This window comes from Paenibacillus xylanexedens (assembly GCF_017874615.1).
In the GTDB taxonomy this organism is placed as follows: domain Bacteria; phylum Bacillota; class Bacilli; order Paenibacillales; family Paenibacillaceae; genus Paenibacillus; species Paenibacillus xylanexedens.
Genome location: NZ_JAGIKV010000016.1, coordinates 64939 through 90595 on the forward strand (window position 1 = coordinate 64939; position 25657 = coordinate 90595).

The 25657-nt window shown below is 44.0% G+C and carries 23 protein-coding genes; 16 read left to right on the plus strand and 7 right to left on the minus strand.

All coding sequences use genetic code 11. The features are described 5' to 3' along the window. Positions 1 to 96: 96 nt before the first annotated feature. Positions 97 to 645 (minus strand): GNAT family N-acetyltransferase, encoded by a 549-nt coding sequence (locus tag J2Z28_RS19985; protein ID WP_036612698.1) that lies wholly within the window; start codon positions 643 to 645, stop codon positions 97 to 99. A 48-nt stretch (positions 646 to 693) separates the two neighbouring features. Beyond that, positions 694 to 957 carry a DUF2164 domain-containing protein gene (locus J2Z28_RS19990; RefSeq protein ID WP_076253656.1) on the minus strand — a complete coding sequence of 88 codons (264 nt, stop codon included), beginning with the start codon at positions 955 to 957 and terminating at the stop codon, positions 694 to 696. 259 nt (positions 958 to 1216) lie between these two features. Here J2Z28_RS19990 and J2Z28_RS19995 point away from each other — a divergent pair, with 259 nt between their 5' ends. After that, the gene (locus J2Z28_RS19995) at positions 1217 to 2950 is read left to right on the plus strand and encodes a glutamine--tRNA ligase/YqeY domain fusion protein (protein WP_127548964.1); all 1734 of its coding nucleotides are present in this window, start codon (positions 1217 to 1219) and stop codon (positions 2948 to 2950) included. A 119-nt stretch (positions 2951 to 3069) separates the two neighbouring features. Here the strand turns inward: J2Z28_RS19995 and J2Z28_RS20000 are convergent, their stop codons facing one another. Continuing rightward, positions 3070 to 3792: a LytR/AlgR family response regulator transcription factor gene (locus tag J2Z28_RS20000; protein WP_211083970.1), complete on the minus strand. Its 723-nt coding sequence runs from the start codon at positions 3790 to 3792 to the stop codon at positions 3070 to 3072. Positions 3793 to 4297: 505 nt separating this feature from the next. Here J2Z28_RS20000 and J2Z28_RS20005 point away from each other — a divergent pair. Genes J2Z28_RS20005 through J2Z28_RS20035 form a run of 8 tightly spaced genes read left to right on the plus strand, consistent with a single transcriptional unit; the run spans position 4298 to position 11287 of the window. After that, entirely contained in the window at positions 4298 to 4735 is a 438-nt protein-coding gene (locus J2Z28_RS20005; RefSeq protein ID WP_211083972.1) for a hypothetical protein, read from the plus strand. Positions 4736 to 4740: 5 nt separating this feature from the next. Beyond that, complete coding sequence (locus J2Z28_RS20010) at positions 4741 to 6531, plus strand: ATP-binding cassette domain-containing protein (protein WP_211083974.1); 1791 nt, start codon at positions 4741 to 4743, stop codon at positions 6529 to 6531. Continuing rightward, positions 6524 to 6940, plus strand: a complete 417-nt coding sequence (locus J2Z28_RS20015; RefSeq protein WP_211083976.1) for a hypothetical protein — start codon at positions 6524 to 6526, stop codon at positions 6938 to 6940. Before J2Z28_RS20010 ends, J2Z28_RS20015 begins: the two co-directional genes overlap by 8 nt. Next, positions 6937 to 7335 carry a DUF6941 family protein gene (locus J2Z28_RS31855; protein ID WP_415841505.1) on the plus strand — a complete coding sequence of 133 codons (399 nt, stop codon included), beginning with the start codon at positions 6937 to 6939 and terminating at the stop codon, positions 7333 to 7335. The genes J2Z28_RS20015 and J2Z28_RS31855 overlap by 4 nt, the downstream gene beginning before the upstream one ends. Then, positions 7328 to 8422 (plus strand): ABC transporter permease, encoded by a 1095-nt coding sequence (locus J2Z28_RS20020; RefSeq protein ID WP_211083978.1) that lies wholly within the window; start codon positions 7328 to 7330, stop codon positions 8420 to 8422. The genes J2Z28_RS31855 and J2Z28_RS20020 overlap by 8 nt, the downstream gene beginning before the upstream one ends. Before the next feature lie 2 nt (positions 8423 to 8424). Next, entirely contained in the window at positions 8425 to 9417 is a 993-nt protein-coding gene (locus J2Z28_RS20025) for a hypothetical protein (RefSeq protein ID WP_211083980.1), read from the plus strand. Between the two features lie 9 nt (positions 9418 to 9426). Continuing rightward, positions 9427 to 10131: an ABC transporter ATP-binding protein gene (locus J2Z28_RS20030; RefSeq protein ID WP_211083982.1), complete on the plus strand. Its 705-nt coding sequence runs from the start codon at positions 9427 to 9429 to the stop codon at positions 10129 to 10131. Further along, entirely contained in the window at positions 10112 to 11287 is a 1176-nt protein-coding gene (locus tag J2Z28_RS20035) for a cysteine desulfurase family protein (protein ID WP_211083984.1), read from the plus strand. The genes J2Z28_RS20030 and J2Z28_RS20035 overlap by 20 nt, the downstream gene beginning before the upstream one ends. A gap of 216 nt (positions 11288 to 11503) precedes the next feature. On the opposite strand, the gene J2Z28_RS20040 is transcribed toward J2Z28_RS20035, so the two are convergent. After that, positions 11504 to 12694 carry an MFS transporter gene (locus J2Z28_RS20040; RefSeq protein WP_211083986.1) on the minus strand — a complete coding sequence of 397 codons (1191 nt, stop codon included), beginning with the start codon at positions 12692 to 12694 and terminating at the stop codon, positions 11504 to 11506. Between the two features lie 163 nt (positions 12695 to 12857). Between J2Z28_RS20040 and mobA the strand changes: the two genes are divergently transcribed. After that, entirely contained in the window at positions 12858 to 13487 is a 630-nt protein-coding gene (mobA, locus tag J2Z28_RS20045) for a molybdenum cofactor guanylyltransferase (protein ID WP_211083988.1), read from the plus strand. Here mobA and J2Z28_RS20050 read toward each other — a convergent pair. Further along, positions 13457 to 14431 carry an AraC family transcriptional regulator gene (locus J2Z28_RS20050; protein WP_342357526.1) on the minus strand — a complete coding sequence of 325 codons (975 nt, stop codon included), beginning with the start codon at positions 14429 to 14431 and terminating at the stop codon, positions 13457 to 13459. The two genes, mobA and J2Z28_RS20050, sit on opposite strands and share 31 nt — an antisense overlap. 254 nt (positions 14432 to 14685) lie before the next feature. On the opposite strand from J2Z28_RS20050, the gene J2Z28_RS20055 reads away from it, so the two are divergent. The 6 genes from J2Z28_RS20055 to J2Z28_RS20080 all read left to right on the plus strand — a co-directional run bounded on the left by J2Z28_RS20055 (position 14686) and on the right by J2Z28_RS20080 (position 23248). Further along, a complete protein-coding gene (locus J2Z28_RS20055; RefSeq protein WP_211083990.1) occupies positions 14686 to 16689 on the plus strand; it encodes a beta-galactosidase in 2004 nt (667 codons plus the stop codon). A gap of 347 nt (positions 16690 to 17036) precedes the next feature. After that, complete coding sequence (locus J2Z28_RS20060) at positions 17037 to 18827, plus strand: sensor histidine kinase (RefSeq protein ID WP_211083992.1); 1791 nt, start codon at positions 17037 to 17039, stop codon at positions 18825 to 18827. After that, positions 18824 to 19933, plus strand: coding sequence for a response regulator (locus J2Z28_RS20065; RefSeq protein ID WP_342357527.1), 1110 nt, complete (start codon positions 18824 to 18826; stop codon positions 19931 to 19933). Before J2Z28_RS20060 ends, J2Z28_RS20065 begins: the two co-directional genes overlap by 4 nt. Before the next feature lie 147 nt (positions 19934 to 20080). Continuing rightward, positions 20081 to 21361, plus strand: coding sequence for an ABC transporter substrate-binding protein (locus J2Z28_RS20070; RefSeq protein WP_047840742.1), 1281 nt, complete (start codon positions 20081 to 20083; stop codon positions 21359 to 21361). Positions 21362 to 21539: 178 nt separating this feature from the next. After that, positions 21540 to 22424, plus strand: coding sequence for a carbohydrate ABC transporter permease (locus tag J2Z28_RS20075; protein ID WP_211083993.1), 885 nt, complete (start codon positions 21540 to 21542; stop codon positions 22422 to 22424). Further along, a complete protein-coding gene (locus J2Z28_RS20080) occupies positions 22421 to 23248 on the plus strand; it encodes a carbohydrate ABC transporter permease (RefSeq protein ID WP_062836914.1) in 828 nt (275 codons plus the stop codon). The genes J2Z28_RS20075 and J2Z28_RS20080 overlap by 4 nt, the downstream gene beginning before the upstream one ends. 131 nt (positions 23249 to 23379) lie before the next feature. Here the strand turns inward: J2Z28_RS20080 and J2Z28_RS31520 are convergent, their stop codons facing one another. Together J2Z28_RS31520 and moaA are read right to left on the minus strand one after the other, a co-directional pair. Next, positions 23380 to 24216, minus strand: coding sequence for a methyl-accepting chemotaxis protein (locus J2Z28_RS31520; protein ID WP_210109246.1), 837 nt, complete (start codon positions 24214 to 24216; stop codon positions 23380 to 23382). Between the two features lie 376 nt (positions 24217 to 24592). After that, complete coding sequence (gene moaA / locus J2Z28_RS20090; protein ID WP_211083995.1) at positions 24593 to 25594, minus strand: GTP 3',8-cyclase MoaA; 1002 nt, start codon at positions 25592 to 25594, stop codon at positions 24593 to 24595. Between the last annotated feature and the right edge of the window lie 63 nt (positions 25595 to 25657).

Consider the following 25657-nt stretch of genomic DNA (forward strand, 5'->3'; position numbering starts at 1 on the left):
AAATACCCTCTGTCACCAGATTCTGTGGAGATAGAGGGTATTCCAGTTATTCCGATATGTTGGGAGAGATCACTCCCGATTCATTATGTAAGCGAATTAGCGCAAGAGTTCCCATTCATGCTGAAGCATGCCGTACACCGCATGGTTCACGTAACCTTTAGGCAGTTTCTCTGCCTGACGAATGACACCCTCGAGAACAAATCCGAGTCTTTCAGGGATAGCGCGACTCCGTTTGTTGTTCGTTGCCGAGCGAATCTCGACGCGATTCAGATCCAGGGTCACCAGAGCATAATCAACCAGAACGCGACAAGCGCTTGTCATCAAGCCTTGACCCTCAAAGCCTTTTCCAAGCCAATATCCGATGCTTACCGAGCGGTTGGTCCAGTTAATCTCGTGGAATCCAATAACGCCGGCTAGATCCCCTTTTGACCATACTCCGGCGGTGAATCCGCCATTCTCGGCACCTTGTTTTAACGCGTTGGTAATAAAGTTCGAGGTGTGTTCCACTTCTGTCACATGATCCACCCACGGCAACCAATGTCTCAATTGATCCCGCGAGCGATCCGTCAGTTCAAACAGCGGTTTGGTATGTTCCATGGCCAGTGGCCGAAGTTCGGTATATTCATCCAATGAATAGGTAAACATGAATGCAACCTTCTTTCTTTGTATAGTATAGGTTTGGTTTGTAGTGGATTAACGGGAAGTCTTGGGCAACTTTTGCTCCAGTGCAAACAGGTCTTCTTCCATTGAGGCCATGCGTTGATTGACCGTTGTGCGTGCGTCACGGAGTGCCTGATTATATATGTAGGGAGCGAGCTGTGTCATGAACAGGTCGAGGACACCCCAAGCGGCCAGATCGCCGAGTTCTTCGCCACGTTCCTCTTCGAAATACGACTGGATGGTGCGAATAGCTTCATCCTGCTGTTCTTTGGTCAGTTTAAGCGAGTTCGATGGAATGGGAAACCCTCCCTTTAATTTGTTTTTACTATCATGCTACATGATTCGAGCGAACCCGTCAAAATGGTTTAGGGCCTATTTATGCACGGCTAATCCTGACTTTGGTGCCGTTCTTTATTGAACTCCTCCCCCGTTAAAGGTATATTTAAATGAAACGCGTACGAAACTTTCCAAGAAAATAGTTTTTTTCAGGAAATGACTTCGTTATTAAGGAATTATAGCCGGAATTGCTGCAATTCCCTAAGGCTCCAATCCATTCATGAAAGGTTTGATACCTGTGGACAATCGTACAACCCCACCTAACTTTATCAAAAATATTATTACCGAAGATCTCCGGTCTGGGAAAGTCCAGGAAGTTATTACCCGTTTTCCTCCGGAACCGAACGGTTATCTGCATATCGGCCATGCCAAGGCGATCTGGATTAACTTTACGCTGGGTGGCGAATTTGGCGGCAAAACGAATCTGCGCTTTGATGACACGAATCCGGTCAAGGAAGATGTAGAGTACGTTCAATCGATTCAGGAAGACGTGAAATGGCTCGGATACGAGTGGAATGAGAAACGTTTTGCCTCGGATTATTTTGACGAGATGTACAACCGTGCTGTCTTGTTGATTAAAAAAGGTAAAGCCTACATCGACGACCAAAGCGCCGACGAAATCCGTGAAATGCGCGGAACGCTGACGGAGCCGGGTAAGAACAGCCCGTACCGTGATCGTTCGGTGGAAGAGAATCTCGACCTGTTCACACGTATGCGTGCAGGTGAATTCAAGAACGGAGAGAAAGTGCTGCGTGCCAAGATCGATATGTCTGCACCGAATATCAATCTGCGCGATCCGGTTATTTACCGGATTTCACATGCACACCATCATAACACGGGCGACAAATGGTGTATCTATCCGATGTACGCCTTTGCTCACCCGCTCGAAGATGCAATTGAAGGTGTAACGCATTCCCTCTGCTCCTTGGAGTTCGAGGATCAGCGGCCGTTCTATGACTGGGTTATTGCCGAGTGTGAGATGGAGAACCAACCACGTCAATACGAATTTGGTCGCCTGAATCTGTCCCAGATGGTAACAAGCAAGCGGAAGCTGAAACTGCTCGTGGACGAAGGACATGTGGATGGATGGGATGATCCACGTATGCCAACGATTTCAGGTCTGCGCCGCCGGGGATATACACCGGAAGCCATTCGTGATTTTGTATATGAGACAGGCATTTCCAAAAACTATGGAGTTATCGATCTGCAAACGCTGGAGCACTTTGTACGTGAAGACTTGAAACTGAAAGCTCCACGCACGATGGCTGTCCTGCACCCGCTCAAAGTGGTTATTACCAACTACCCTGAAGGGCAAGTGGAATGGCTTGAAGCAGAGAACAATGTGGAGAACCCAGAGATGGGTAATCGCCAAATTCCGTTCTCCCGTGAGATTTATATCGAACAAGACGATTTCATGGAAAATCCGCCGAACAAATATTTCCGTTTGTTCCCTGGCAACGAAGTTCGTCTGAAACATGCATACTTCATCAAATGTAACGATGTGATCAAAGATGCAGAAGGTAATGTAACCGAGATTCATTGTACCTATGATGTGGAGACGAAGAGCGGCAGTGGATTCACTGGCCGTAAAGTCAAAGGAACAATCCACTGGGTAGAAGCGACTCAAGCGGTACCTGCTGAATTCCGTCTGTATGAGCCATTGATCCTGGATGAAGCACCGGAAGCAGAGGTCGAAGTAGCAGTAGCTGGGGCTGAAGCTGAGGTTGTGGAAGAGCAACCGGAGAAAACGTTCCTGGATCAATTGAACCCGAACTCCCTTGAGATTGTTAATGGGTATGTGGAACAAGAGATGAAGGAAGCGAACGCTCAGGATAAATTCCAATTCTTCCGTCATGGTTACTTTAGTGTAGATCCGAAACATTCCGAGCCAGGACGTCCGGTATTTAACCGGGTTGTATCCCTGAAAAGCTCGTTCCAACTGCCGAAGGCATAAGTATGGAATATATATTGTAAAAGGGCGTCCCCTGCGCAGCATTAGCTTTGAAGGGGACGCCCTTTTATTGTATTGCAAAATTTAAGTCAGTTTTTTAAGGCAAATATACTGTGGAAGAGTTAGGAGTAAGACAAGGCAAGCTTTACTGTCTTTGTTTTTGACTTTCCTATAGGAATCTCTTCACCATTGTTCATTACTACATAGTTGGATCTGATTTTAAGAGCATGATTTATATTAATAATAAATGAACGATGAATAAGATAAAAGGGATGTTGAAGTTCGGCTATACACTTCAGTAATGTACCTGTAAATAAAATAGTGCCTGACTTCGTAGTGATTTCAATGTTGTTTGAGGAATTTTGGCATTTAATTGTTCTGATATACATGATATCTGCGCACCTAACAAAAAGATAATCGCCATCAGCTTTTACTGGAAAGAAAATAGACTTCAATGAGTATATATGCTTGCAAATGAGAAGCATTTTTTGTTCGAAAAAGGAGTAGTTTATTGGTTTTAGCCAGTATTGAAATGCTTGTACATCAAAGCTTCGCATTATGTATTCAATATAATTAGTATGGAAAACAATCAGAACTTCTTGATCATAGTATTTGCGAATCTTGGAAGCGATATCAATTCCATTACAGGTAGATAGCTTGATGTTCATTATAATGACTTGTGGTTTAATTTTTTCGGGATTCTTGTAATGAGTAATCAGATCATCCTCTGAGAAAAAATTACTTAATTTAAAGCTGTAAGGCCCCTTATTCTCTAATCTTATAAAAAATTCATGTAGTTTTTTTAAATCAATTGTATTTTCCTCATAAATTCCTATCTGGAACAATTTAACTCAATCCCTTTCTTTTGAATTATATCAAGCCAATCTAGTTCCCCTATATAGTACCATTAACATGAATAATTAAACAATAAATTCATTAATGTCACAAAATTTTCCGTTTGATGCCATTTTTCCTCCATTCAACATGACTTTAAACTCAAAAAAACGATAATATGTTACTCTACGGTTGTAGTTAATCAAACGAAAAGGTGGTGAGTCAATATGGCATGTCCAGGTGGAACAAGTTCTGTTGGTGTAGCTTACGGAACTGATTTCTGTACACCAAATGGTTATTGCACATGGGTACCTTGGGATAATAAATCTTCCCGAGTTCAGCATGTGTACGATGTTTGCAGAGACAGTTCAGGGAACACATCGCAATATTATACTCGTACTGATGACTTAGGGTGTTGCTAGGCGGCAGTTCAAATGTGAATGGGACGGGTTCTTTCCGTCCCTTTTCTATTGATGGAGACATTATTGTATTTCCGCACAAAGGAGAGAAGTGAGAATGAACATGGAGCACCGCAAGTTTTTCAAACATAATCATCGAATTTCATTAAGCATTGGGTCTTACATAGATGATAACTTCATGTTAACCGAGACTTCAAGGGAGATGAAATCTTTACCTAATGTGCTGTTTGTTGTAAGTTCAACTTGTTCATCGTGCAATATGGGTGCAATCGAAGAATTTATTCAAGATCAACAAGACCAATTCAAATTTACGCTGGTTACGGATAATTTGGAATCAACGTATATAAAAGAGCAGGAGAACATTCATATTTTAAAAAGAAATATTTTCGATTTTATTGGATCTATAGGTATACCTGGTGTTCCCTTTGTTGTTGGAATCAATAAAGTAAATCAAATTATTAGTGCAGGCCCTTCGTCCACAATCTCTGCCATTTACGATGTATTATCACCTTTTTTTGAGGTGGAGGAGAAATGAGGAGAATGCTGAACAGTAACTTAGAGCTGTTAAAAGTTGCTGATATAATAAGAAAACATAACTGGAAAATTATAGTTGTACACTTGGTGATGATGATTTTTCTTTCATTACAGGCCAATTTTAATGTGTATTTATCAGGGAAACTTCTAGATTTCTTAAATGAATCTGTTTTTAGTCAGGCTATTTTTATAATTATTTTAATTACGGTTTTTAATTTTCTTAAACAGTTTTTAAGTGAAGCGACGTCACTAATGGATGAAGAAGCAATGAACGAGATTATGATCAAACATGAGATGAAGATATTGGACAAGATGCGTTCATTCAATCTGATAGATCAAGAAAAGTCTGAATTCAAAAGCTCGATTAATATGGCCACCATGGGGATGGGTAAAATCTTCCCGCTGTTTTCCAATTCCTTTGGGGTACTTCAAAACGGTATAACCGCTATGATTGCGTTCTGGTATTTGGGTGTATCCTCCCTATGGCTAGTCCTTTTTGTTGTTATTATTACTTGCAGCAAAACGCTTTTAATCTTTTATTTTACTCAGAAGAGAATTAGTACTAACCGGGTTATCCAATCGAAATTAAGAGTGCCTCAGTATTTTTATAATGTATTAATAGACACGCAGACTCAAAAGGAATTGAAGGTATATGGTTCTTCGGATGTACTTGTTAAAAAGTGGAAAGATAGTTCAGAAGAAATCCAGAAAATCAGAAATTCTTTGAAAAAATACAGTATTAATTTTAATTTATTTAACTTTTCACTTTCCAATCTTGGTTTGGCTTTAGTTACTATACTTATTATCAACTATATGTCAAAAGGCCAACTATCTATTGGAGAGTATTTTGGATTGACTCTCTCACTTAATCTGGCAGATAACAGTATTTCCACATTATTAAGAAATATTTTTATGATCAAAGAAGACAAGAACTATGTTAAAAGTTACTTTTCATTCGTAGATAATCCAGATAGACAGGAAGCTGATCTAGGAAAGAATGAGAAAGTGGAATTTGTATTTGAGAATCAATTAACTATTAATAATTTGAGTTTTCGTTATACAAATTCGGAACGTTATGCGCTCCGAAATATCAATTTGTCTATTAACAAAGGGGATAAAGTTGTTATCTTCGGGGAAAACGGTTCGGGAAAAACGACATTTTTGAAACTTTTGTTGAAACTGTATGATTCTCCGGAGAAGACGATCGCTTTTGATAATATACCTTTGGAACAGATTCGCACGTCTTCACTTCATCAGGCTATGGTTGTTGTATTTCAGGATTTCGTGAAATATATGATGACTATTCGTGAGAATGTGATCATTTCCAATTCTAACAGAAGTGAAATAACGGATGCTCAGATCATTAAAGCATTAGGGAAATCGAGATTCCCGAAATTGGATAGATTCAGTAATCATATGGACACCGATCTTGGATATTTGACAGAACAATCTGTTTTTTTATCAGGTGGAGAGTGGCAGAAACTTGCTCTTTCAAGGGTATATATTCGGGATGCAGAGCTACTTGTTTTTGATGAGCCGACCTCTGCACTTGATCCCAAGAGTGAGATTGAATTTTTTTCTTCCATTCTGACAGAGAAGGATAAAACGGTTATTGTCGTTACTCATGATATAAACATTGCTGAACTGGCCGATACGATTGTTGTATTTAAAGATGGTGAAATTGCGGAAGTAGGTAATGCACAAGAACTTTACAAACGTGAAAATAGTGAATACAGAAACATCATCAATAAAAGAAATGAAATATTTAGTATGGAAAGGAAGTATGTATATGGATAATATTGCGGTAACAAAGGAGTACTTGAACTGGAATGGAGATCATGTTAGCTTTGAACCACAAGGGTCTAGGCTGTGTCTAATCTTCCTATCGCTTTATTGTCTTCGTTGCGTTGATCTGTTACCGCATATTGGAGATATTGTAACCAAGCAATCAATGGACACCCGTTTTGTAATACTTGTTGACGGAGACTATGAAACGAATAAGGAAATGGTGGAATACTTTAATTGGAAAATGCCAGTAGTTCAAGTAGAGTCTCAAGAGATGGGTACCGAGTTTGCAGTTTATGAAACACCTACAGTGCAAATTTATAGTGCAGATGGAAATCGGATTTCTTCGGGCATTGCAGATGAAGCCAAGGATGTACACTTTTATTTAGAAAGAGCCAGACTGGAGGGTGGAGTACTTTGATTACATCTCTAATCGTATGTGACACCATCCGGTTTAATCCAACAGAGCGATGCCATCACTTAGGCAAGTTAATCAATGAAACAGAAGTTACAACATTTCCAGCTATTTTGGAGTTACATATACTTGCGAGATTGTCCAAATCTGAAGTTAATCAACCGTACGAGCTTGAATTACAGTTTCTCGATGATAAAGGGAAGATAAGGGGACTTACTGAAAAAAAGGTAGTCTATAATCACAGATCAGCCGAGAGGGTCCCAGGGGCAGACATCAACTTTATTATGAAAGGATTGGTTGTCAGAGGAGGGAATTACCAGATTCGGCTATATATTAACGGCCATGCCAGTTATGATTATCCTATCCATGTGGTAATTACGGATAAGAAAAGGAGTGGTTAACATTTATTTCTATTATAATATTGTAAAAAAATCAATTCAAAAAAACACAATGTTAACGGGGATACTTATTCTTAATCTGGCTATATCTTTGGCGCTAGTTACTGTGATTTTCTCTTTTCTAAATACGGGCTATCAAAATATATCAGCAGGAGTAGAGCAATCCAAAAATCGGATTGTCGTGGATCTCAGAACACCGGTTTCTGTAAAATCTCTTCCTGAATTAGAAAAAAAATGGAACGAAGTTGCTTCCCTTCAATGGACCTATCTCCTATCGAACGAAGATTTTGTACAGACCAATGGGGCTTCTGGACTGTATCAGGTTTTTGGCGTTAACAAGGATTTTAAGTTACAAAAGGAACTTCCCGTAGATCAAATAGGACATGATGAAGTGGTGATTTCCCGCAATGCTGCTGACACGATGTTTGTGGGATTACAGGAAGAGGACATTGTTGGACAAATGATTCAAATTGCTGATAAGCAATTAATGATTACTGCTATTGATCAATCCAGTTTGGTGGAGAACGTATATATTTCTATCGAAAACTTTTTGGATTTATATGGTGATAAAACGAATGTAGTTATGGGTGTTTTTATTTTTGGTCAAACGAGTGAAGAGGCAGTTCAAGCAAAAGTTCTACCTACTCTTACTTCGTATAAGCCCAGTATTTCTAAACAGTCGCCAGAGGCAGAGAGACTTGGACAATTCTATAGCTTGCTAATTTTGGCTATTATTATCACAGTTGGTCTCATGCTTTATGTCGTGTTGAACTTTATTTATATTTTTTCCTTCAAAATAAGCAAAGACAAAAATAAGTGGGATATTTTAATGAAGTTAGGAGCTTCAAAAAAAGTATTGAAACGTGCAATATACGCTGAATCTGGGTTTGTAGTAATAGTGGCTTCATTACTGTCTGCTATATTCACCTTTCTGGTATCCAAATATGTCGATATCGAAGGATTTCAACTAAAATTGAATTTACCCGTATTTATCATTCTAATTTTCACGGTCATATGCATCATTGTAATTACCGTTGAACAAACCTTGAAAAAAATATGGAACAATTTATTTAAAGGAGCTGGAACCTGACGATGAGATATTTATTTGGTACAGCTTGGCGGATGGCAAGGAGAAGTTTAAAAACGACAGCACTTATTAATATTCAATTTGTTTTTATATTCCTATTTTTAATGATATTGATTGGTATGGTTAGAGAACAGCAAAATGATTTGACTCAACTCGATCATGTCGTTGGTAAAGATACTTGGCTGATCCAGCCTACGGTTAGTAATGAAAAGAAAACTCCAAGTTGGAACGAAGTGCAGGTGAAATGGCTTCAGGAGCAATTTCCCGGGAAGGTTGGTTTGTTGAATGCAGATTATTCAGAGATAGATAACGGAAGGATGGTATATACATCGAACCCTTTATTATGGAATCTCATCAGCGATAATGACGATTCGACTGAACTGCACCTAAATGCCGGGGTCACCAAGGAGATGGTGAAAGTTATCAACCCTCCAGGTTGGCAAAATGCTAATGAAGTTGTTTTCTTGAAGAGTATGGAACCAATAGAGACGACCCAATTGTCGTTATATTTGTTCGATGTGAGTGATGAAGAAATTAGTGCTCATTCATTATCAACAAGGCTCTCCGAATTGGGTGATGGACAAAGCTTCAGAGTGGCAAGATTAATTGGAACAGAAAGACAAAATGTGGTTATTGAATCCATCTATACAAGCATCATTTTGGTGTTTGTTTCGTTATCTTCCATTCTTATTTTGACTTCAATGATGTCTTTTATACTGGTCCGATTCCTGAGCCAGTCACGAAATCTAATGATTTATTATCTGTATGGTGCCACCCGGTGGGATTTGGCCATTATGGTGTTATTCTCTAATCTAATACTTATAGGTCCTGCATTTATTGTGGCTCTGTTGGTCCTATTAGTGTGTTACACCATTATACCAATAGCAGTAACTTCATCCTTAATTAGTGGCCTCCTATTATTTATATTTATCCTATTTGTCCTAACAGCTCCAGTTGTTCGGACAAATAGTAATTCGTTGAAAATAAATGAGATTTGAGGTGTTGTTATGAAAGCTCTTATTGAAATGCAGAATGTCAGTAAAAGTTTTGTTGACCGGAATATAGATTCCCCTGTGTTCGAGAATGTAAATTTGACCCTTAATCATCGTGATTTTGTCTCTATATATGGAAGGTCCGGTTCTGGAAAAAGTACCCTCTTACATTTGGCAGGCTTGGTTGAGCATCCAACAAGTGGGATTATCAAATTAAATGGTCGCCAGATTAATGAGCTCAAGGAAAGTGAGTATGCACGAATACGCAATGAGAACATCGGGTTTGTATATCAGGATTTTAAATTGATTAACGATATGACGGTGCTGGAGAATGTTGAAATTCCACTTGCGTTATCTAAAGCAAAGCTTACTAAATCTCAACGTAGAGAGCGCTGTCTTAGTATAATCAAGGAAGTTGAACTTTTGGGAAAAGAAAACGCCTACCCCTCTCAGTTGTCAGGTGGGCAAAAACAAAGAACGGCAATAGCCCGGGCTTTGGTGAATAATCCGACTCTGCTCTTGGCTGATGAGCCTACTGGTAATCTGGATTTTCAATCTGCCGAGAATATAATGAAACTTCTAAGTAAAATGTATGAAAAAGGGAATATGACTATAGTTATAGCAACACATGATGATTACGTGCAGCAATATACCACAAAGACAATTCGAATGGAAAATCTCGTTAGGGAGGGTGGTCCTTTTGAAGAATCTGTACTTTGACTATTGTTCTTCGACACCACTGTTTCCGTCAGTCCAAGAGGTTATACTTGATACGTATCAAAGAGTATATGCCAATTCTTCCTCAATGCATCTCCCTGGTAAAGAAGCTAATACATTAGTGAATGAATGCAGAGAGAGAATCGCGAAAATTTTAGGTGTAAAACAAAGAGAAGTGATTTTTACATCCGGAGCCACAGAGAGTAATAATCTCGCTTTGTTTGGTGTTGCCAATGTTGCTAAGAATAAGTTGTCTCATCCCATACACATCATTACGTCTTCTGTCGAACATTCCTCCATATTTGAAAGTGCTGTTCATCTCAGTTCGGAAGGGGTGGAGGTGACTTTTCTACCAGTGAATAAATCAGGGATCGTGGAAGTGACAGACGTTCAGAGGGCGATTAAGAAAAATACTGTATTAGTTAGTATCATTCATGTAAACAACGAAACGGGTGCTATCCAGCCTGTCGAGGAAATCGGTTCTATGTTGAAATCAGAAGCACCTGGTGTATATTTTCATGTAGATGGGGTCCAGGCATTTGGAAAGTTGGATGTAAATCTAGCGAATATGGATTTGTATACTTTGTCTGGTCATAAAATAGGGGGACCAAAAGGAATAGGCATTCTCATGGTCAAAGACCATGTGGATATAGCCCCCATTCAGTATGGTGGAAAGCAGGAATCGGGATTACGACCCGGAACAGTTAATGTGCCGGGTGTTACCGCGATTACAGAAGCAATGATCGTTACGATTTCCAAGCAGCCAAGCAGTATAGCAAAGTTAAAAAATTTTCAAAATGAACTTCGTCATCATTTGAGTGATAACAGTGACATTATTATAAATAGTCCATCAGGAGCGTTGTGCGCTCCCCATATTTTGAATTTGTCGTATCCAAAGTCTACTTCTGCCTTAATGTTGAATTTTTTAGGCAAAAATGGAATTCATCTTTCATCTCAATCCGCCTGTTCTTCAAAAGGAAATAAAATAAGTAGGGTAATCATGGAAATGTGTCAAAATAAACAAATTTCCTCCAGCAGCATAAGAATTAGCCTAAGCGCAGATCATTCGGAAGAGGACATTCAATATTTGCTTCAGTGTATTCTCGGAATGGTAAAAAGCATGTCAGAAAATAAAAAGTTCCCTACGATCCCTGTATAATTTAACTATTTTTCATACGACATCTCTACGCTGAGTCATCCTCTAGCAAAAACAGCTTTTTAATGCGCAGTTCCCCAATCATCTGGATGATCTAGATTAAAATGAAGAGCGTATCCAAGGAATGACCGATTACGTGTAGCCAGTAACTGTGGCCTGTACGTAAATCGGTCATTTGTCTAACGGATGACAAGTAGGGTGTGTCACAGTCTTACTCCGTTATTCCTCATCCATATTTCCCATCTCTGTCAATACAACTGGCTGATAGCCGTTACGTCGATTCGATAACCACATGATGCTAAATCCAACAGCGCCGATGAGCGAGAAGAATACGCCAATGCTATACATGATTTCTGCACCGAAGCTCTGGAACAACCAGCCGCCGAACAGACCGGCAATGACGCCGGAGAGACCGCCCCAGGCCATCGTGTAGACCGCTTGACCGGAAGAACGATAAGGTCTTGGAATAAACAGCATGGTCAGTTGCGTACCTACATAGAAGTACCCACCAAACGTAATGGAGTGCATCAACTGAATGAATACAATCTCCAGTGGGTTGTTAGCCATTGCCATGAGCTGCCAGCGAAGTGCAAACAGCACACTGATCAGAATGAGAGATGCCAGGAGCATGCTCATTTTGCGTTTGAGTAAACGGTCGAGCAGCAGGAATACGCCGACTTCGAGAATGGATGAGGTGAAGATGGCCCAGCCGACCATCTGTTTGTCACCACCCATTTCTACTATGTATAGTGACATAAACGTACTGTTCATGGCATTAGGTACCGATACGAGTACACCCAGGCCGATAAATGCCATAAAATACGGATTGAACATGACTTTGCCAAACCGCCGAAAAGTAACCACCGGTGTATCCGAAGCGATCGGCTGTCTGGGTAGAAATACGGATAATACAAAGGCGGTGGCAATCATGCACGCAAATATAATAGATACACTGCCGATGCCAAAACGGTCAATGAGCGGTCCGGCTGCGACGGCAGTCAGTGCCCAACCGAGTGAACCCCAGAGCCGGAATGACCCGAATTTTTGGGTTGTACCATCGATATATCCGAGAATCAGACTGTTGGTTTGAGCAAATAATGGACTTTGAAAAAAATAAAAGAAAATCATGGCTACATAGATCCATGTATACGTGGGCGCATAGAATACACCCTGGGCGAGCACAAATGTGCCTCCCATCATAATCATCAGAATGATGCGAATGTTGCGAGATTTATCGCTCCAGAAACCCCAGAACGGGTTGGCAAACAAGGATACAAAGGGTCCAATCGCCATGAGACTGCCAATCTCCAGTTTGGTCATACCAATCTCTTGCAGGTAAAGCTGCAGGAATCCGGCAAAGATCGAGATGGCTCCATATATGAAAAAGTTATATAGTTTCAGAGAAACCAATGAGGGATTGCCTCTTGAAGGTGCAGGTCTGTCCAATTAAGCCATTCCTTTCAAATGCATATTGTTCAATGTATCATTTGTTGAAAGGGGATTCAATGCATAGCGAACGTTTTGAAATTGATGCAGTCAAACACATATCGTTACCAGGAGGGAGGATAACAACATGAACACGCGTGAATGGACAGGCATCATATTGGCAGGAGGATTATCCAGTCGCATGGGGACCAACAAGGCCATGCTGGAACTGAATGGTTCCGTTGTACTGCAACATGTCACAAAGGCCATGAGACCCGCCGTATCCCGTATCATCGTGGCTGCCGGACCCAATGTGACAACCTACGGTGCAATAGGCTACGACTGCGTTCAGGATCACTATCCGGGGAAGGGGCCACTCGCCGGTCTTCACTCGGCGCTGGAAGCTTCCGATACAGACTGGAATCTGGTATGCGCCTGCGATATGCCGCTCCTGCAAACGTCCTTTTTTGATGGGATAAAAAAGCTGGCCGAGTCGCATGACTCTTATTCTGCTATCGTTCCACGCGTGGATGGACAAGTCCACCCTCTTGCAGGGGCTTACCACATACGAGTGCTCCCTGATCTGGAGCAGCGTCTGATACAGGATCATCTTCGAGTCATGCGATGGCTTGAAGAGATCGGGTGCTGTTATGTCGAAGCGGAAGAGCTTGAGAGAGCTGGTGTCCATCAAGTAGCGATGCAATTGAGTAATATGAACACGCCGGAAGAGTACGAACGTATCCGCAATCAAGACTCTGGACTAGATTCAGATCTATAGGATACAGGATCACCTGATGCATCTGCATGATGATTGCGATATTGAAGCGGGCTTTGGCCTGTCCAACGTTTGAATTGTCTGCTGAAATGGGACAGATGGGTGTAACCCAGCTTCCACGCAATTTCCCCGAGCGACAGCTCTGGCTGTTCGATCAGTACTTTGGCCTCCTGCAACTTCAAGCTGGAGAGGTAAGCTCTGGGTGAACGCCCGTACACCTTGCGAAAGACCTGTAGACCATATCCCGGGCTGATGCCAAACGAGGATATAATCTGCTCTACTTTGACCGTGGATATGCTGCTTTCCTTGGTTCGAAGCTGGGCATGGAATGCCTGCTTGATCGCCTCCGCTATAGCTCCCGCATAATGCATGGCTGTTGGCGCTGGTGCATGTGAAGCAGCAACGGAAGTGGTGGACTCCGGTTCGTTGTCAGCGGCTTGGGACAACAGGGCGAACAGTTCAAACATGCGTGCCTGCATGATCATTTTATCAGTGGACGTGTAGGCTTCAGATATGTTAATCATCCCCATCCAACTCTCCAGCACAACGCGCATTTTCCTATTATCAACCGTACCTGCTGCGTAGATTTGGCTATGCTGTGACATCAGCTTCAGGGTGAAGACCGGATCATCCACATTAAAATGAGCGCTAAAATAAGTCATGCCTTCCGTGGATACACATTGATTTGTATGTTTGAACCCGGGAGGAATGAGAAGAATGGAACCTTCCTCCACGGTGTAGGTATAACCATGAATCACACTCTCCTGCGTACCTTCGATGATCAACATAATCTCAAAGCCCGGATGTGATTCCTCCGGCATCGCCCATCCATAGGGGACTTGTTGGCTGTGCGCACCATAGAATTTGATGTTACAGTCGATAATAGGTAGCCAGTGGGCCAGCGTATGGTGAGGCATTTCTCGGAGCTGTGATCGGATATCCATCATATTCACCTCGGAAAAGGGTAAAAACAACTTGCCTTATACAATCGGCACCCGTAGTATACTTCATTATAATCAGTTTAACGCAAGCATGGATAATCCATGGAACGCATCAGCGTTTGAAGTGGTTGCTGAACAATCCAAGTTCTTCAATCAATAATAATGTAAACGCTACCATTACGGATTGGAATATGTCAACTCTTGCACACGTCAAGATCATTATATTTTCCACCTAAAACACCTGAAAAGGAGATTAAATCATGGACAAATTATTATATGGCGTAGCTTACTATGATGAATATATGCCCTACGAAAGATTGGACAAGGACATTCAGATGATGAAAGATGCAGGGATCAACGTGGTCCGCATTGCAGAATCAACCTGGAGTACCCATGAACCGCAGAATGGCGTATTTGACTTCTCTTCCGTAGACCGTGTGCTGGATGCCATGCATGAGGCGGGGATTCAGGTTATCGTAGGAACACCAACGTATGCAGTTCCTACATGGATGGTCAAGGAACATCCGGACGTGCTGGCTACCACCTCACAGGGGCCTGGTAAATACGGCGCAAGACAGATCATGGACATTACACATCCAACCTATCTATTCTATGCCGAGCGGATCATCCGCAAGCTGATCTCTCGGGTAAGCACACATCCAGCAGTAATCGGTTATCAGACAGATAACGAGACGAAGCATTACAATACGGCCGGAGATAATGTACAACTGCAATTCGTCAAATATATGCGGAACAAGTTCAGTTCCCTGGATGAGCTCAACAAGGAATTTGGCCTCGACTACTGGAGCAATCGAATCAATAGCTGGGAAGACTTCCCGTCTGTTGTAGGAACGATCAACGGCAGTCTGGGTGCTGAGTTTGCCAAGTTCCAGCGTCTGCTGGTAACCAACTTTTTGGCTTGGCAAGTGGGAATCGTGAATGAATACAAACAGGAAGGACAGTTTGTTACCCAGAACTTTGACTTCGATTGGCGTGGATATTCCTACGGCATTCAAGGGGATGTGGACCATTTTGCCGCATCGAAACCTTTTGACATCACCAGTGTGGACATCTACCATCCTTCCCAGGATGATCTGACCGGCATTGAAATTTCATTCGGCGGGGATGTGGCGCGTTCCACCAAACAATCGAACTATCTGGTGCTGGAGACCGAAGCGCAGGCGTTCTGGCATTGGGTTCCCTATCCGGGACAGCTGCGTTTGCAGGCATTCAGTCATCTGGCATCAGGAGCAAACATGGTTGCCTACTGGCACTGGCATTCGTTGCACAATTCGTTTGAGACGTATTGGAAAGGATTGCTCAGTCATGACTTTGAACCGAATCCGGTGTACAACGAAGCGAAGACGATTGGCAGGGATTTTGCAAGACTGAGTCCTAAGCTTGTGAATCTGAAGAAAAAGAATCGGGTAGCTGTGCTGTTCAGCAATGAGGCACTGACATCGATCAAGTGGTTTGGTTTTAACTTCACCAGTGACAAGAACTACAATGACGTGGTGCGCTGGATGTACGATGAATTGTACAAGATGAACATTGGCTGTGACCTCATCGATCCATCGGTTGAGAGTTATGCGGAGTATGATGTGCTCGTTGTACCTGCTCTGTATGCTGCTTCGGATGCATTGCTGGAAAAATTGAATCAATTCGTACAGGATGGCGGACATATCGTCTACTCGTTCAAAAGTGGATTTGCAAATGAGCATATCAAGGTACGCTCTACCCGCCAGCCGGGCCTGATTAGTGAGGCATGCGGGATCAGTTATAACCTTTTTGTAGAGCCCAAACATGTCTCGCTGCGCGATGATCCATTCGAGGTTGGTGAGGAGCAGAACCAGGTTCACACCTGGATGGAACTAATTACACCGACAACGGCTGAAGTACTGGCTTGGTATGATCATGCACATTGGGGTGAATATGCGGCAATTACCCAGAATGCCTATGGAAAAGGCAAAGCAACCTATGTCGGATGTTATACCAGTTCTGCGGTGATCCGTAAGGTGTTGGAACGTGTCATGAAGGAAGCGGGCATATGGGGAGCTGATCAGGAGCTGGTTTTTCCCATCATTGTGAAGACAGGTGTGAACGATCAAGGGAATACGATTCGCTATTATTTCAATTATGCGGATGAGGCAACATCCTTCGTGAATGCTTATGGGGAAGGGACTGAGCTACTTGCAGGAACCCCGATTGCTGAAGGAGAGAAGATCGAACTGGAGCCATGGGGCATACGGATTATCGAACAATAATAGGAAATAATAAATATAGGTATAAACGTTGAACTTAATATGTACACGTTAACGGAGAGGGCAGAAATAACCTGAGGAAGCGGAGCTAAAAGCTTTCTGAAAGAAAGCTGCATCGGAAGCATATACCTCGCCTTTATCACAGGATTTTCCCCTTAGAAAAGGGAATCAAAAAAATCCGGTGATAACAGCGATCAGAAGGTTGTTCTGGCCTCGTAGTGATTTCGTGTAACTATCCATTCTATTGTATAACGTGATATTTTAACATTTCCATACGAATATAAAGACCAAAGCGCCCTCAGCTTCCATGCTGGGGCGTTTGTCTATTTTAGCTCAGGAGTGGATGCGCTGTGTTTACCGAATGTTATCGGAAGCTGATAGATCCTTTCAAACGCAGCATTCGCAATAAATTGATTCTTACCATGACGCTGCTGGCCGTTCTGCCCGTCATTGCCATGACCGCTATGGCTGCTGAGAATACCCGCTCTTCCATGGAAGAGGAGATAATGGAGACCAACCGAGCCAATATGAACTGGGCCTCCATCTATCTGGGTGAACAGTTCGCGCACATGAACAATATTATTTATTCCATTCAGATCAGTGACGAATTGCATCAATATCTGGCGTTGAACGAGGAAGCGCCGGCGGCCAGCCGATTCGATGAACAGAAGGCCATGTTCAATATGCTGAACAGTGTATACTATTCTGCTGGCAATTATGTATTTGGCGTTGAACTGTACCTGAAGGAATTGGACACCTTGTTCACCTTCAACTCGATGGATTCTCGCATCAAAGCGGTATCGGAAATACCGGAAGGATATCATGAGCTTTTTGCACAACATAAAGATTTTACAATTATCAATGATCCGGACGATCCGCAAAAGTTTCACATGACCCGCAGCATGAACCGCTTCGAGGATCAAGCTCAGATCGGCGCCATCAGTCTGGAGGTCAAGTGGGCTGAGTTCAATCAGACGCTGGAGCTGCTGGATAGCCGGGGAGCCTATGCGGTATACATTGCTGACAACACGGGCAGTCCGGTCTATCAGCCAAACCAAGAGATTCAGCCTTCAGCGGAAGCACTAGAGAAATTGGCAGGTACAAAAGAAAGTTCGGGGTTTATCCGTACAGCCAAGGAATACGTATTCTTTCATTCCATTGAGCCGTCAGGACTGCGTGTGATCAAGATTGTACCTGCCCATGTCGTTAACGAAAGTGCGTTGGACACGATGAAATACGGACTGGTCGTGGGTGGCCTGGCCACCGTCATATCTGTGGGACTAGCTGCACTGGTGGCCTGGCGTACATCAAAGCCCATTGTCAGATTGGCGAATTCCATGAAGGGTATCCAGCTGATCAAGGACAGGGAAGTGGTACGAAGCGGCCGGGTAGATGAGATTGGCCTGCTGGAGAAAAATCTGCACGGCATGGCTAGTCGTATTCGGGAACATATTCGCGACAATTACCTGATGAATCTGGAGAAGCAGACGGCCGAGCTCAAAGCACTGCAATCCCAGATCCATCCGCATTTCCTGCAAAACACACTACAAATGATTGGCGGCATGGTCTACTCGCAAAAACCGGCAGACAGTTACAAAGTCATTCGAGCCTTGAGCGAGATGTTTCGTTATATTGTACGAGCGCCGGATGGACTTGTCCCTCTACAGTCTGAACTCGATCAGTTGGAGCATTATATGCTGATTCAGAAGCAACGTTTTGCCGGCAGGCTTGAATATACACTGGAGATTACCGGAGAACTTCGGGCCTGTTATATTCCCAAGTTGTCTTTGCAACCCATTGTGGAGAATGGATTTTTGCATGGTCTGGAGAAGAAACAGGGCGAATGGAAACTGGGCATTGAGGTTGTCTGTGAACCTACAGATGTAACCATTCGAATTCGTGATAACGGCGTGGGTATGGATGCTGAGAGCCTAACGGAGATGCAGTCCAGACTGGAGCGGCTTACCCGGCAGGCAGATCGGGTGTGGAGTTCAGGTACAAGTATTGGACTGGTCAATGCGGCCTCACGAATGGTAATGCATTTTGGACCTGAATATGGGATGGGCATAGAAAGTGAATACGGACAGGGGACAAGCGTTACGGTACGAATCCCCTGTAATACAGGAGGCGAAGCCTTGTGAACAAGGAACTGTACAGAGTGCTGCTGGTGGACGATGAACCGTGGAACCGGGATATTTTGCGCAACCTGGGAGATTGGAATGAACTCGGCATGACCGTTGCAGGTGAGGCAGAGGATGGCGAGCAGGCCATACAACTGGTCAAGCAGCATCAGCCTCACATTATCATTACGGACATGCGCATGCCCGGTACAGACGGTGTGGAACTGTTACAGACGCTGAGCGGACAATACCCACAGATCAAGGTGATCGTGGTGAGCGGATATGACGACTTCAATTATGCAAAACATGCGATCCGCCATCGGGCTGCAGATTATCTGCTCAAACCGGTGAATCCGGATGAACTGAATGGTGTACTTGCTAAATGTGCAAAGGAGTTGGAAAAAGTTGAATCAGCACCTGAATCGTGGGAATCGTACCCATCTTCGTTCGCAGGTGAGTTCTCCCTGTTTCAGCAGCAGGCCCGCCTGCGGTTTAATGACCTGAACGGTCAGAGTCTGCGGGAGTGGTTCCAGCAATTACAGCAGAAGCTGGAACGATGCGAGATTAACAGACCTCGGCAGCTTGGCAGGGTGGCTCATGAATTACAGGCTTTGTTAGATGAACTGTGCGTCTCCAATGGCTTGTACGAGCGGCCCGAAGCAACGGCGCTACCTCCTGCGGCTGCACTGGCTTCCATCGAATCCACGATCGCATGGATTTCGACTCCGTACTATCAGGCTTTGGAGCAGCTCATTGCGCAGCGTAAGTTCAAGAATAAGCTTAACCTGAATGAGGTGAAGCAATACATTGAGCAGCACTGTATGGAGATGATTACGCTGGAGCAGCTCGCTCAGATCTTTTTTGTCAGCAAGGAATATCTCAGCAAGGTATTCAAGAAGGAATATGAGGTGAATGTGACCGACTATGTTATCCAGTTGCGTATGACGCGAGCGAAAGAATGGGTGATGGATGAACAGATTCCGTTCAAGCATGTTGCCGAGATGGCTGGTTATGAGGATGTGTCCTACTTCTATCGGGTATTCAAGAAGCATTTCGGAGTTTCACCTGGGGAGATGCGGAAGGGACAGGCTCGTATATCAGGTAAATCAGGCAGTAGCACGGAATGAGACGTTTGAGAGAGCTTTTGCGGCAGGATTAAGGTTTAAAATAATCCAATACACAAGTCTAATTTTGTCCAATGAAGCGCTTTCATTTACTGATATATAATGATCCTATGAAAGACAAACCAGTTACACACCGGGAGGTCATAAGAGATGAAAGTATGGAAAAGCGTAGCAAGTGCGGTACTGGTCAGTGTTCTGCTCGCAGGTTGCGGTTCCAATGCAGGAACGGACAATGGGCAGGAGGAATCGGCATCAGGCAGCACGGTATCACTCAAAGTATTCGTTGCACAACCTCGGCTGAAAGAACACTACGATAAATATATAGAACAGTTCAAAGCCAAGGAGAAAGCAGAGAAAAACATTGAGGTGAACGTGCAACTGGAGATGCCGCCTGCGGACAATGCACCTCAGATTCTGAAGACTCGCCTCGCCTCCAATGATGCACCGGATGTGTTCGCCCTGCATGCAGTCAATGAGATTCCACCATTCAGCAAAGCTGGTTATCTGGAAGACCTGTCGGGCCAACCTTTTGTCGATAAGCTGCTGGATTCGGTTAAACCTTCCATAACGGATGCGGAGGGTAAAATCGTAGCTATTCCATTGGAAACAGTATCATGGGGCTATTTGTACAATAAAGATATTTTTGAAGAGCAAGGGCTGGAAGTGCCAACGACGTTAACAGAAATGAAAGCGGTCGTGGAGAAACTCAAAGCAGCCAACATTACACCGTTTGAACTATCCTACAAAGAAGCCTGGATTCCGCAATTATTTCTGCCACTTACCGTGGGTGCATTAACTCAGTCTGAGCACAAAGACTTCGTGGAGAAGATGAATCAGGATCAGGGCTCCTTCTCCGATATGAAAGCATTGTTTGATATCTTTGATCTCGTCAATGCCAATGGAACGGACAAAGCGCTGGAAGTGGGCGGAGATGATGGTTCAGCAGCCTTCGCATCAGGAAGCGCCGCGATGTGGATTCAAGGACCATGGTTTGCCGAAACCATCCTGAAGTCCAACCCGGACTTGAACTTTGGTGTAGCACCAATGCCGATCAATGACAATCCGGATGATACCAAAATCAATCTGAGCACCTCCACTTCACTGGCAGTATCGTCATCTAGCAAAAACAAAGAAGTGGCACTCGATTTCGTGAACTACATTCTCGATGACAAGGATTCAAGTGCATTCTTCGAAGCACTCAAGTTCAATCCGATTGCCAAGATCCATGACTTCAAGAGCTTCCCGTGGGTAGACGATGCCCAGAAATATGTGAGTGAAGGTAAAGCTTATGAGGACCCATCCCTCCCTCAAGCGGTGAAAGACGAGTCAGGCAAAGCGTTGCAAGGCTACTACTCTGGGCAATTAAATCAACAGCAGGTTATCGATGCGCTCGACAAGGCGTGGAAATCTTACAACAAAGTCAACAAGTAAGGAACTGTGAGGAATGGAGTATCCGCTTTTGTTGGCAAATCTCTACGGTCTGAGAGCTTGTCAACAAATTAGGGGTACTTTGTTTCGTCGCAGTCTCCAAGCAGATGATACGGCAGGCAGAACGTTCTTCGTTCCCTCGTTTACAATCATCCGCTTCGAGTGAAAAGGGGGAGAACCAATGGCTACGAATGTGTTCAAAAAGTATCTGTCACTGCTCGCGTTCACTGCGCCTGCCTTTGTCATCTATGCGATTTTCCTGCTGTATCCCACGTTTAGTGGCATGTTCTATAGCCTGACGGATTGGAACGGACTCAATCAGGATTACAGCTTTATCGGTCTGGGCAACTTCTTGGAATTGTTCAAAGAAGATCCCGACTTTCTGAACTCTCTGTGGTTCACGATGAAATATGTAATATTTATGCTGATTCTGCAAAATGGAATTGCTTTGCTGCTCGCCGTGTTCATTGAGTCACGGACGCGCAGCAAGGGGCTCTTCCGGACCCTATTCTTCATGCCTAACATGATCAGTACAATCATCAGTGCCTTCATGTGGACCTTCATCTTCTCTCAGGTGCTGCCACAGCTCGCACAGAAACTGGCTTTATCGTTCCTCGACCAGCAATGGTTGGGTGATCCGAAGTTTTCATTTTACTCCATTCTGATCGTATCGCTCTGGAATGGTGTAGGGTATATGATGATCATCTATCTGGCTGCTCTCCAGGGTGTGCCAAAAAGTCTCAAGGAAGCAGCTGTTATTGATGGGGCTAACGCATTCCAGGTGCTGCGCAATGTGGTGTTGCCGATGATTACTCATGCCGTGACCATCTGTTTCTTCCTGACGCTGAACGGAGCATTCAAAGTGTTCGAAGTGGTGTATGGACTGACTGGTGGTGGACCGGGCCGGGCCACGCAGGTGATCACGATGAACATCTATGAAGAAGCATTCTCCAACAACTTCAGATACGGCTATGCCAGTGCTAAATCGGTTGTGCTGTTCATCATCGTACTCATCTTTACACTCATCCAGATCACCGTCATGAAGAAGAAAGAGGTGGAAGCATGAGGATGCAACGACTGAACAGTTATCTGATTAGACTGCTGCTGATCCTGGGCTCTCTCGTCGCTATGCTGCCGATCTACATGGCGGTTGTGAACTCTTTTAAAACACAGGGTGAGATGTTCCAATCCTTTATCGCGCTGCCAACGACGTTGCACTGGGAGAATTATTCGGACGCGTTTAACAAAATCAATCTGTTGGGCAGTTCAATGAACTCGGCAATTGTATCCTTTCTGGGGATCGGGGGAATTGTCTTCTGTGCCTCACTTGCGGGATACAAGCTGTCACGAACCTCAGGCCGCTTGAGCAACCTGATCTTCTTCCTGTTTGTTGCATCCATGCTGGTGCCGTTTCATTCGATCATGATTCCGCTGACGCGGGTAGCCAAAGGCATGGGTGTACAGGGAAGTACGTACGGATTGGCCCTAATTTATATCGGGCTTGGTGTGAACATGGCGATCTTCCTCTATCACGGGTTTGTGAAATCCATTCCGCGTGAATTGGAGGAATCGGCTCAGATTGACGGATGTAATGAGTTCCAGACGTTCTTCCAGATTATCTTTCCGCTCTTGCTTCCGATCACAGTTACCATCGCGATTCTGGACTTCCTCTGGATCTGGAATGACTTCTTGTTGCCACTGCTCATGCTGACCGATGTGAATCGTTATACGCTGATTCTGTCCACGAACATGCTGTTTGGTGAATATAACAAGGAATGGCCGTTGATTCTATCCTCCCTGGTACTGACTGCGATTCCGGTTATTCTGATCTATGCGTTCTTCCAGAAGTTCATCATGGAGGGTATTGCGGAGGGTGCGGTCAAAGGGTAATTCGAAAACGAGGTCATATGCATGTGACCGTTGGAGTATCAAAAAACCGTCTTGATCTGAAGGATATTATCCTTATAGTTCAAGACGGTTTTTGATGTTCATGCAGTATCTATCTGTATGTTTTGTTTATTCTATTCTGCCTTCAACAGCATGGATTCAATAAACACTTTCAGATCACGGCTCACACTGTTCAACTGATCAATGACCTCGCTGAACTCGGTTACCATCACAGCCTGTTGGTTGCTAGACTGTGAGATGGATGTGATCTCCTGCTCCATCTGCTGAATGGAATGCTGAACATCCTTCAAGGAACGTTCGATATTCACCGTAGCTTCTTTGGTACCCGTAGAAAGTTTACGCACTTCAGATGCAACAACGCTGAATCCGGCGCCTGCTTCGCCTGCTCGGGCGGCTTCGATAGCTGCATTTAGGCCCAGCAGATTGGTCTGTTCTGAGATTTCGCGGATGAATGCGGCGACTTTGTTCACTTCGCCTGAGTTCTGCACAGCCATGCGCGTATTATCCAAAATCTGCGTGGAAGAGGCCGTCAACTGCTCGGATTGGGCAGCTACCGTCTGCACCATATCTGTTAATTTTCCGCTGATACCGCCGATCAATTCAGTGAAGTACTCCAGTTTTTCCTCGTTCTGAAGAGAGAAACCAATGGCAAGTGTGCCCACGATATTTCCTTGTTCATCCCGAAGTGGGGTGGCCGCCGAGTTGATGGATGTACCATAGAATTTCGCATCAATACGGTTCGCTGAAGTTTCCCCATGTATAAGTGCCCGGCGGAGTGTAGGGTCATCGAGGGAAACGGGGTCTCCTGCCTTGATGCCCAGATCGAGTTCGTTGCTGGGAACATAATACCAGAACTTCTCCGTATCGGTTACCGCAATCATGATATCGTGTTCTTTCAGCATAATTTTAAAATATGGACTTGCGGCAACGAGTGCTTCAACGATGTTCAATAAGGTTCAGCTCCTATAATGTATATGTATCATCTAGATGTATTGTATACATCGTCAGAATGAGGTTAATCTTGAAGGCCTGATAAGGGCATAACGTATATTAATTAAATTTTTAACAAATGAAACAGGAGAATTGATGATTTTCAGAAATTTATGAAAATATAACGAAAAAGCAGGCAAGAACATGATGTTCTTGTCTGCTTTGGCTATCCACCTATGCCTTATGACACGCTCCACTTCACGTTATGAAAGCTGATTTACGTAAGGGGTCACCGCGCCAGCGTTACCTCATCCGTTGTGTGAAGAGGTCATCCTGACGGTACAGATATATATCCATACGCAGGAATACGCGGTTGAGTTATATTGCGTACTGTTGTTATCCGCCAATCTGGGACATGCGGCGTACCGTCGGCGTGTGCGATTGCATTTTTTGTTCCAAAGCCAGAGCCATCTCATGATTCTTTGGTTTCGTACCCAGCGCTTTGAGGAAAAGTGCCGCCATAGCGTCCGGATCATCCACGAAGCGGCGAACATTATACTCATCGGACCAGTAGAGGCAGGCTTTGATATGTCCGTCAGCGGTCAGCCGAAGTCTGTTGCAATTGTCACAGAAGTGATCGCTCACGGGATGAATCAATCCAAATGTGCCTTCGGAGCCCGCAATTTTCATATTACGTGATGGGCCATTGCCCGCAGGGCCTGTTGTATTTTCTACCGTCCAGCCTGCTTCAGCACATACATCAGTCACGGCTTCCAGCGGCAAATAAGATTTGCGCCATGAATCCGAAGCCTGTCCAATCGGCATATATTCAATAAAACGCACATGAAGAGGTTGATCCATCGTCATTGCAATAAAATCCTTGATCTCATCATCGTTGATACCCTTCATCAGCACAACATTCAGCTTGATCGGAGCAAGGCCAGCGGCAGTGGCAGCTTCAATGCCTTTCAGTACCTTGTTCACATCTCCGCCGCGGGTAATCATGGAGAAGCGATCAGCGCGCAGGGAATCCAGACTGATGTTAATCCGGTTCAACCCAGCATCTTTCAACGCCTGAGCTTGTTTGTCCAGCAGAAGAGCGTTGGTAGTCAGGGCAATATCGTCAATCCCGTCAATTGCCGAGATCATGCTGACGAGCTTGTGCAGATCCTTGCGTACCAACGGTTCGCCCCCAGTAAGCCGAACTTTGCGCATGCCCATGGGAGCGAGCACCTTCAGCACCTGTGCAATCTCTTCGTAGCTCATAATCTCATCATGTGGAGCAAACTCCATACCCTCTGCGGGCATGCAATACACACAGCGTAAATTACAGCGGTCCGTAACAGAAATACGGATGTAGTCATGTATCCGGCCAAATGAATCCTGAAGCAGTTCCATGCAGACCACCCTTTCATCGGTTCAGATTGGAAATCTTCTATTATAAATGATACGACAATTTCA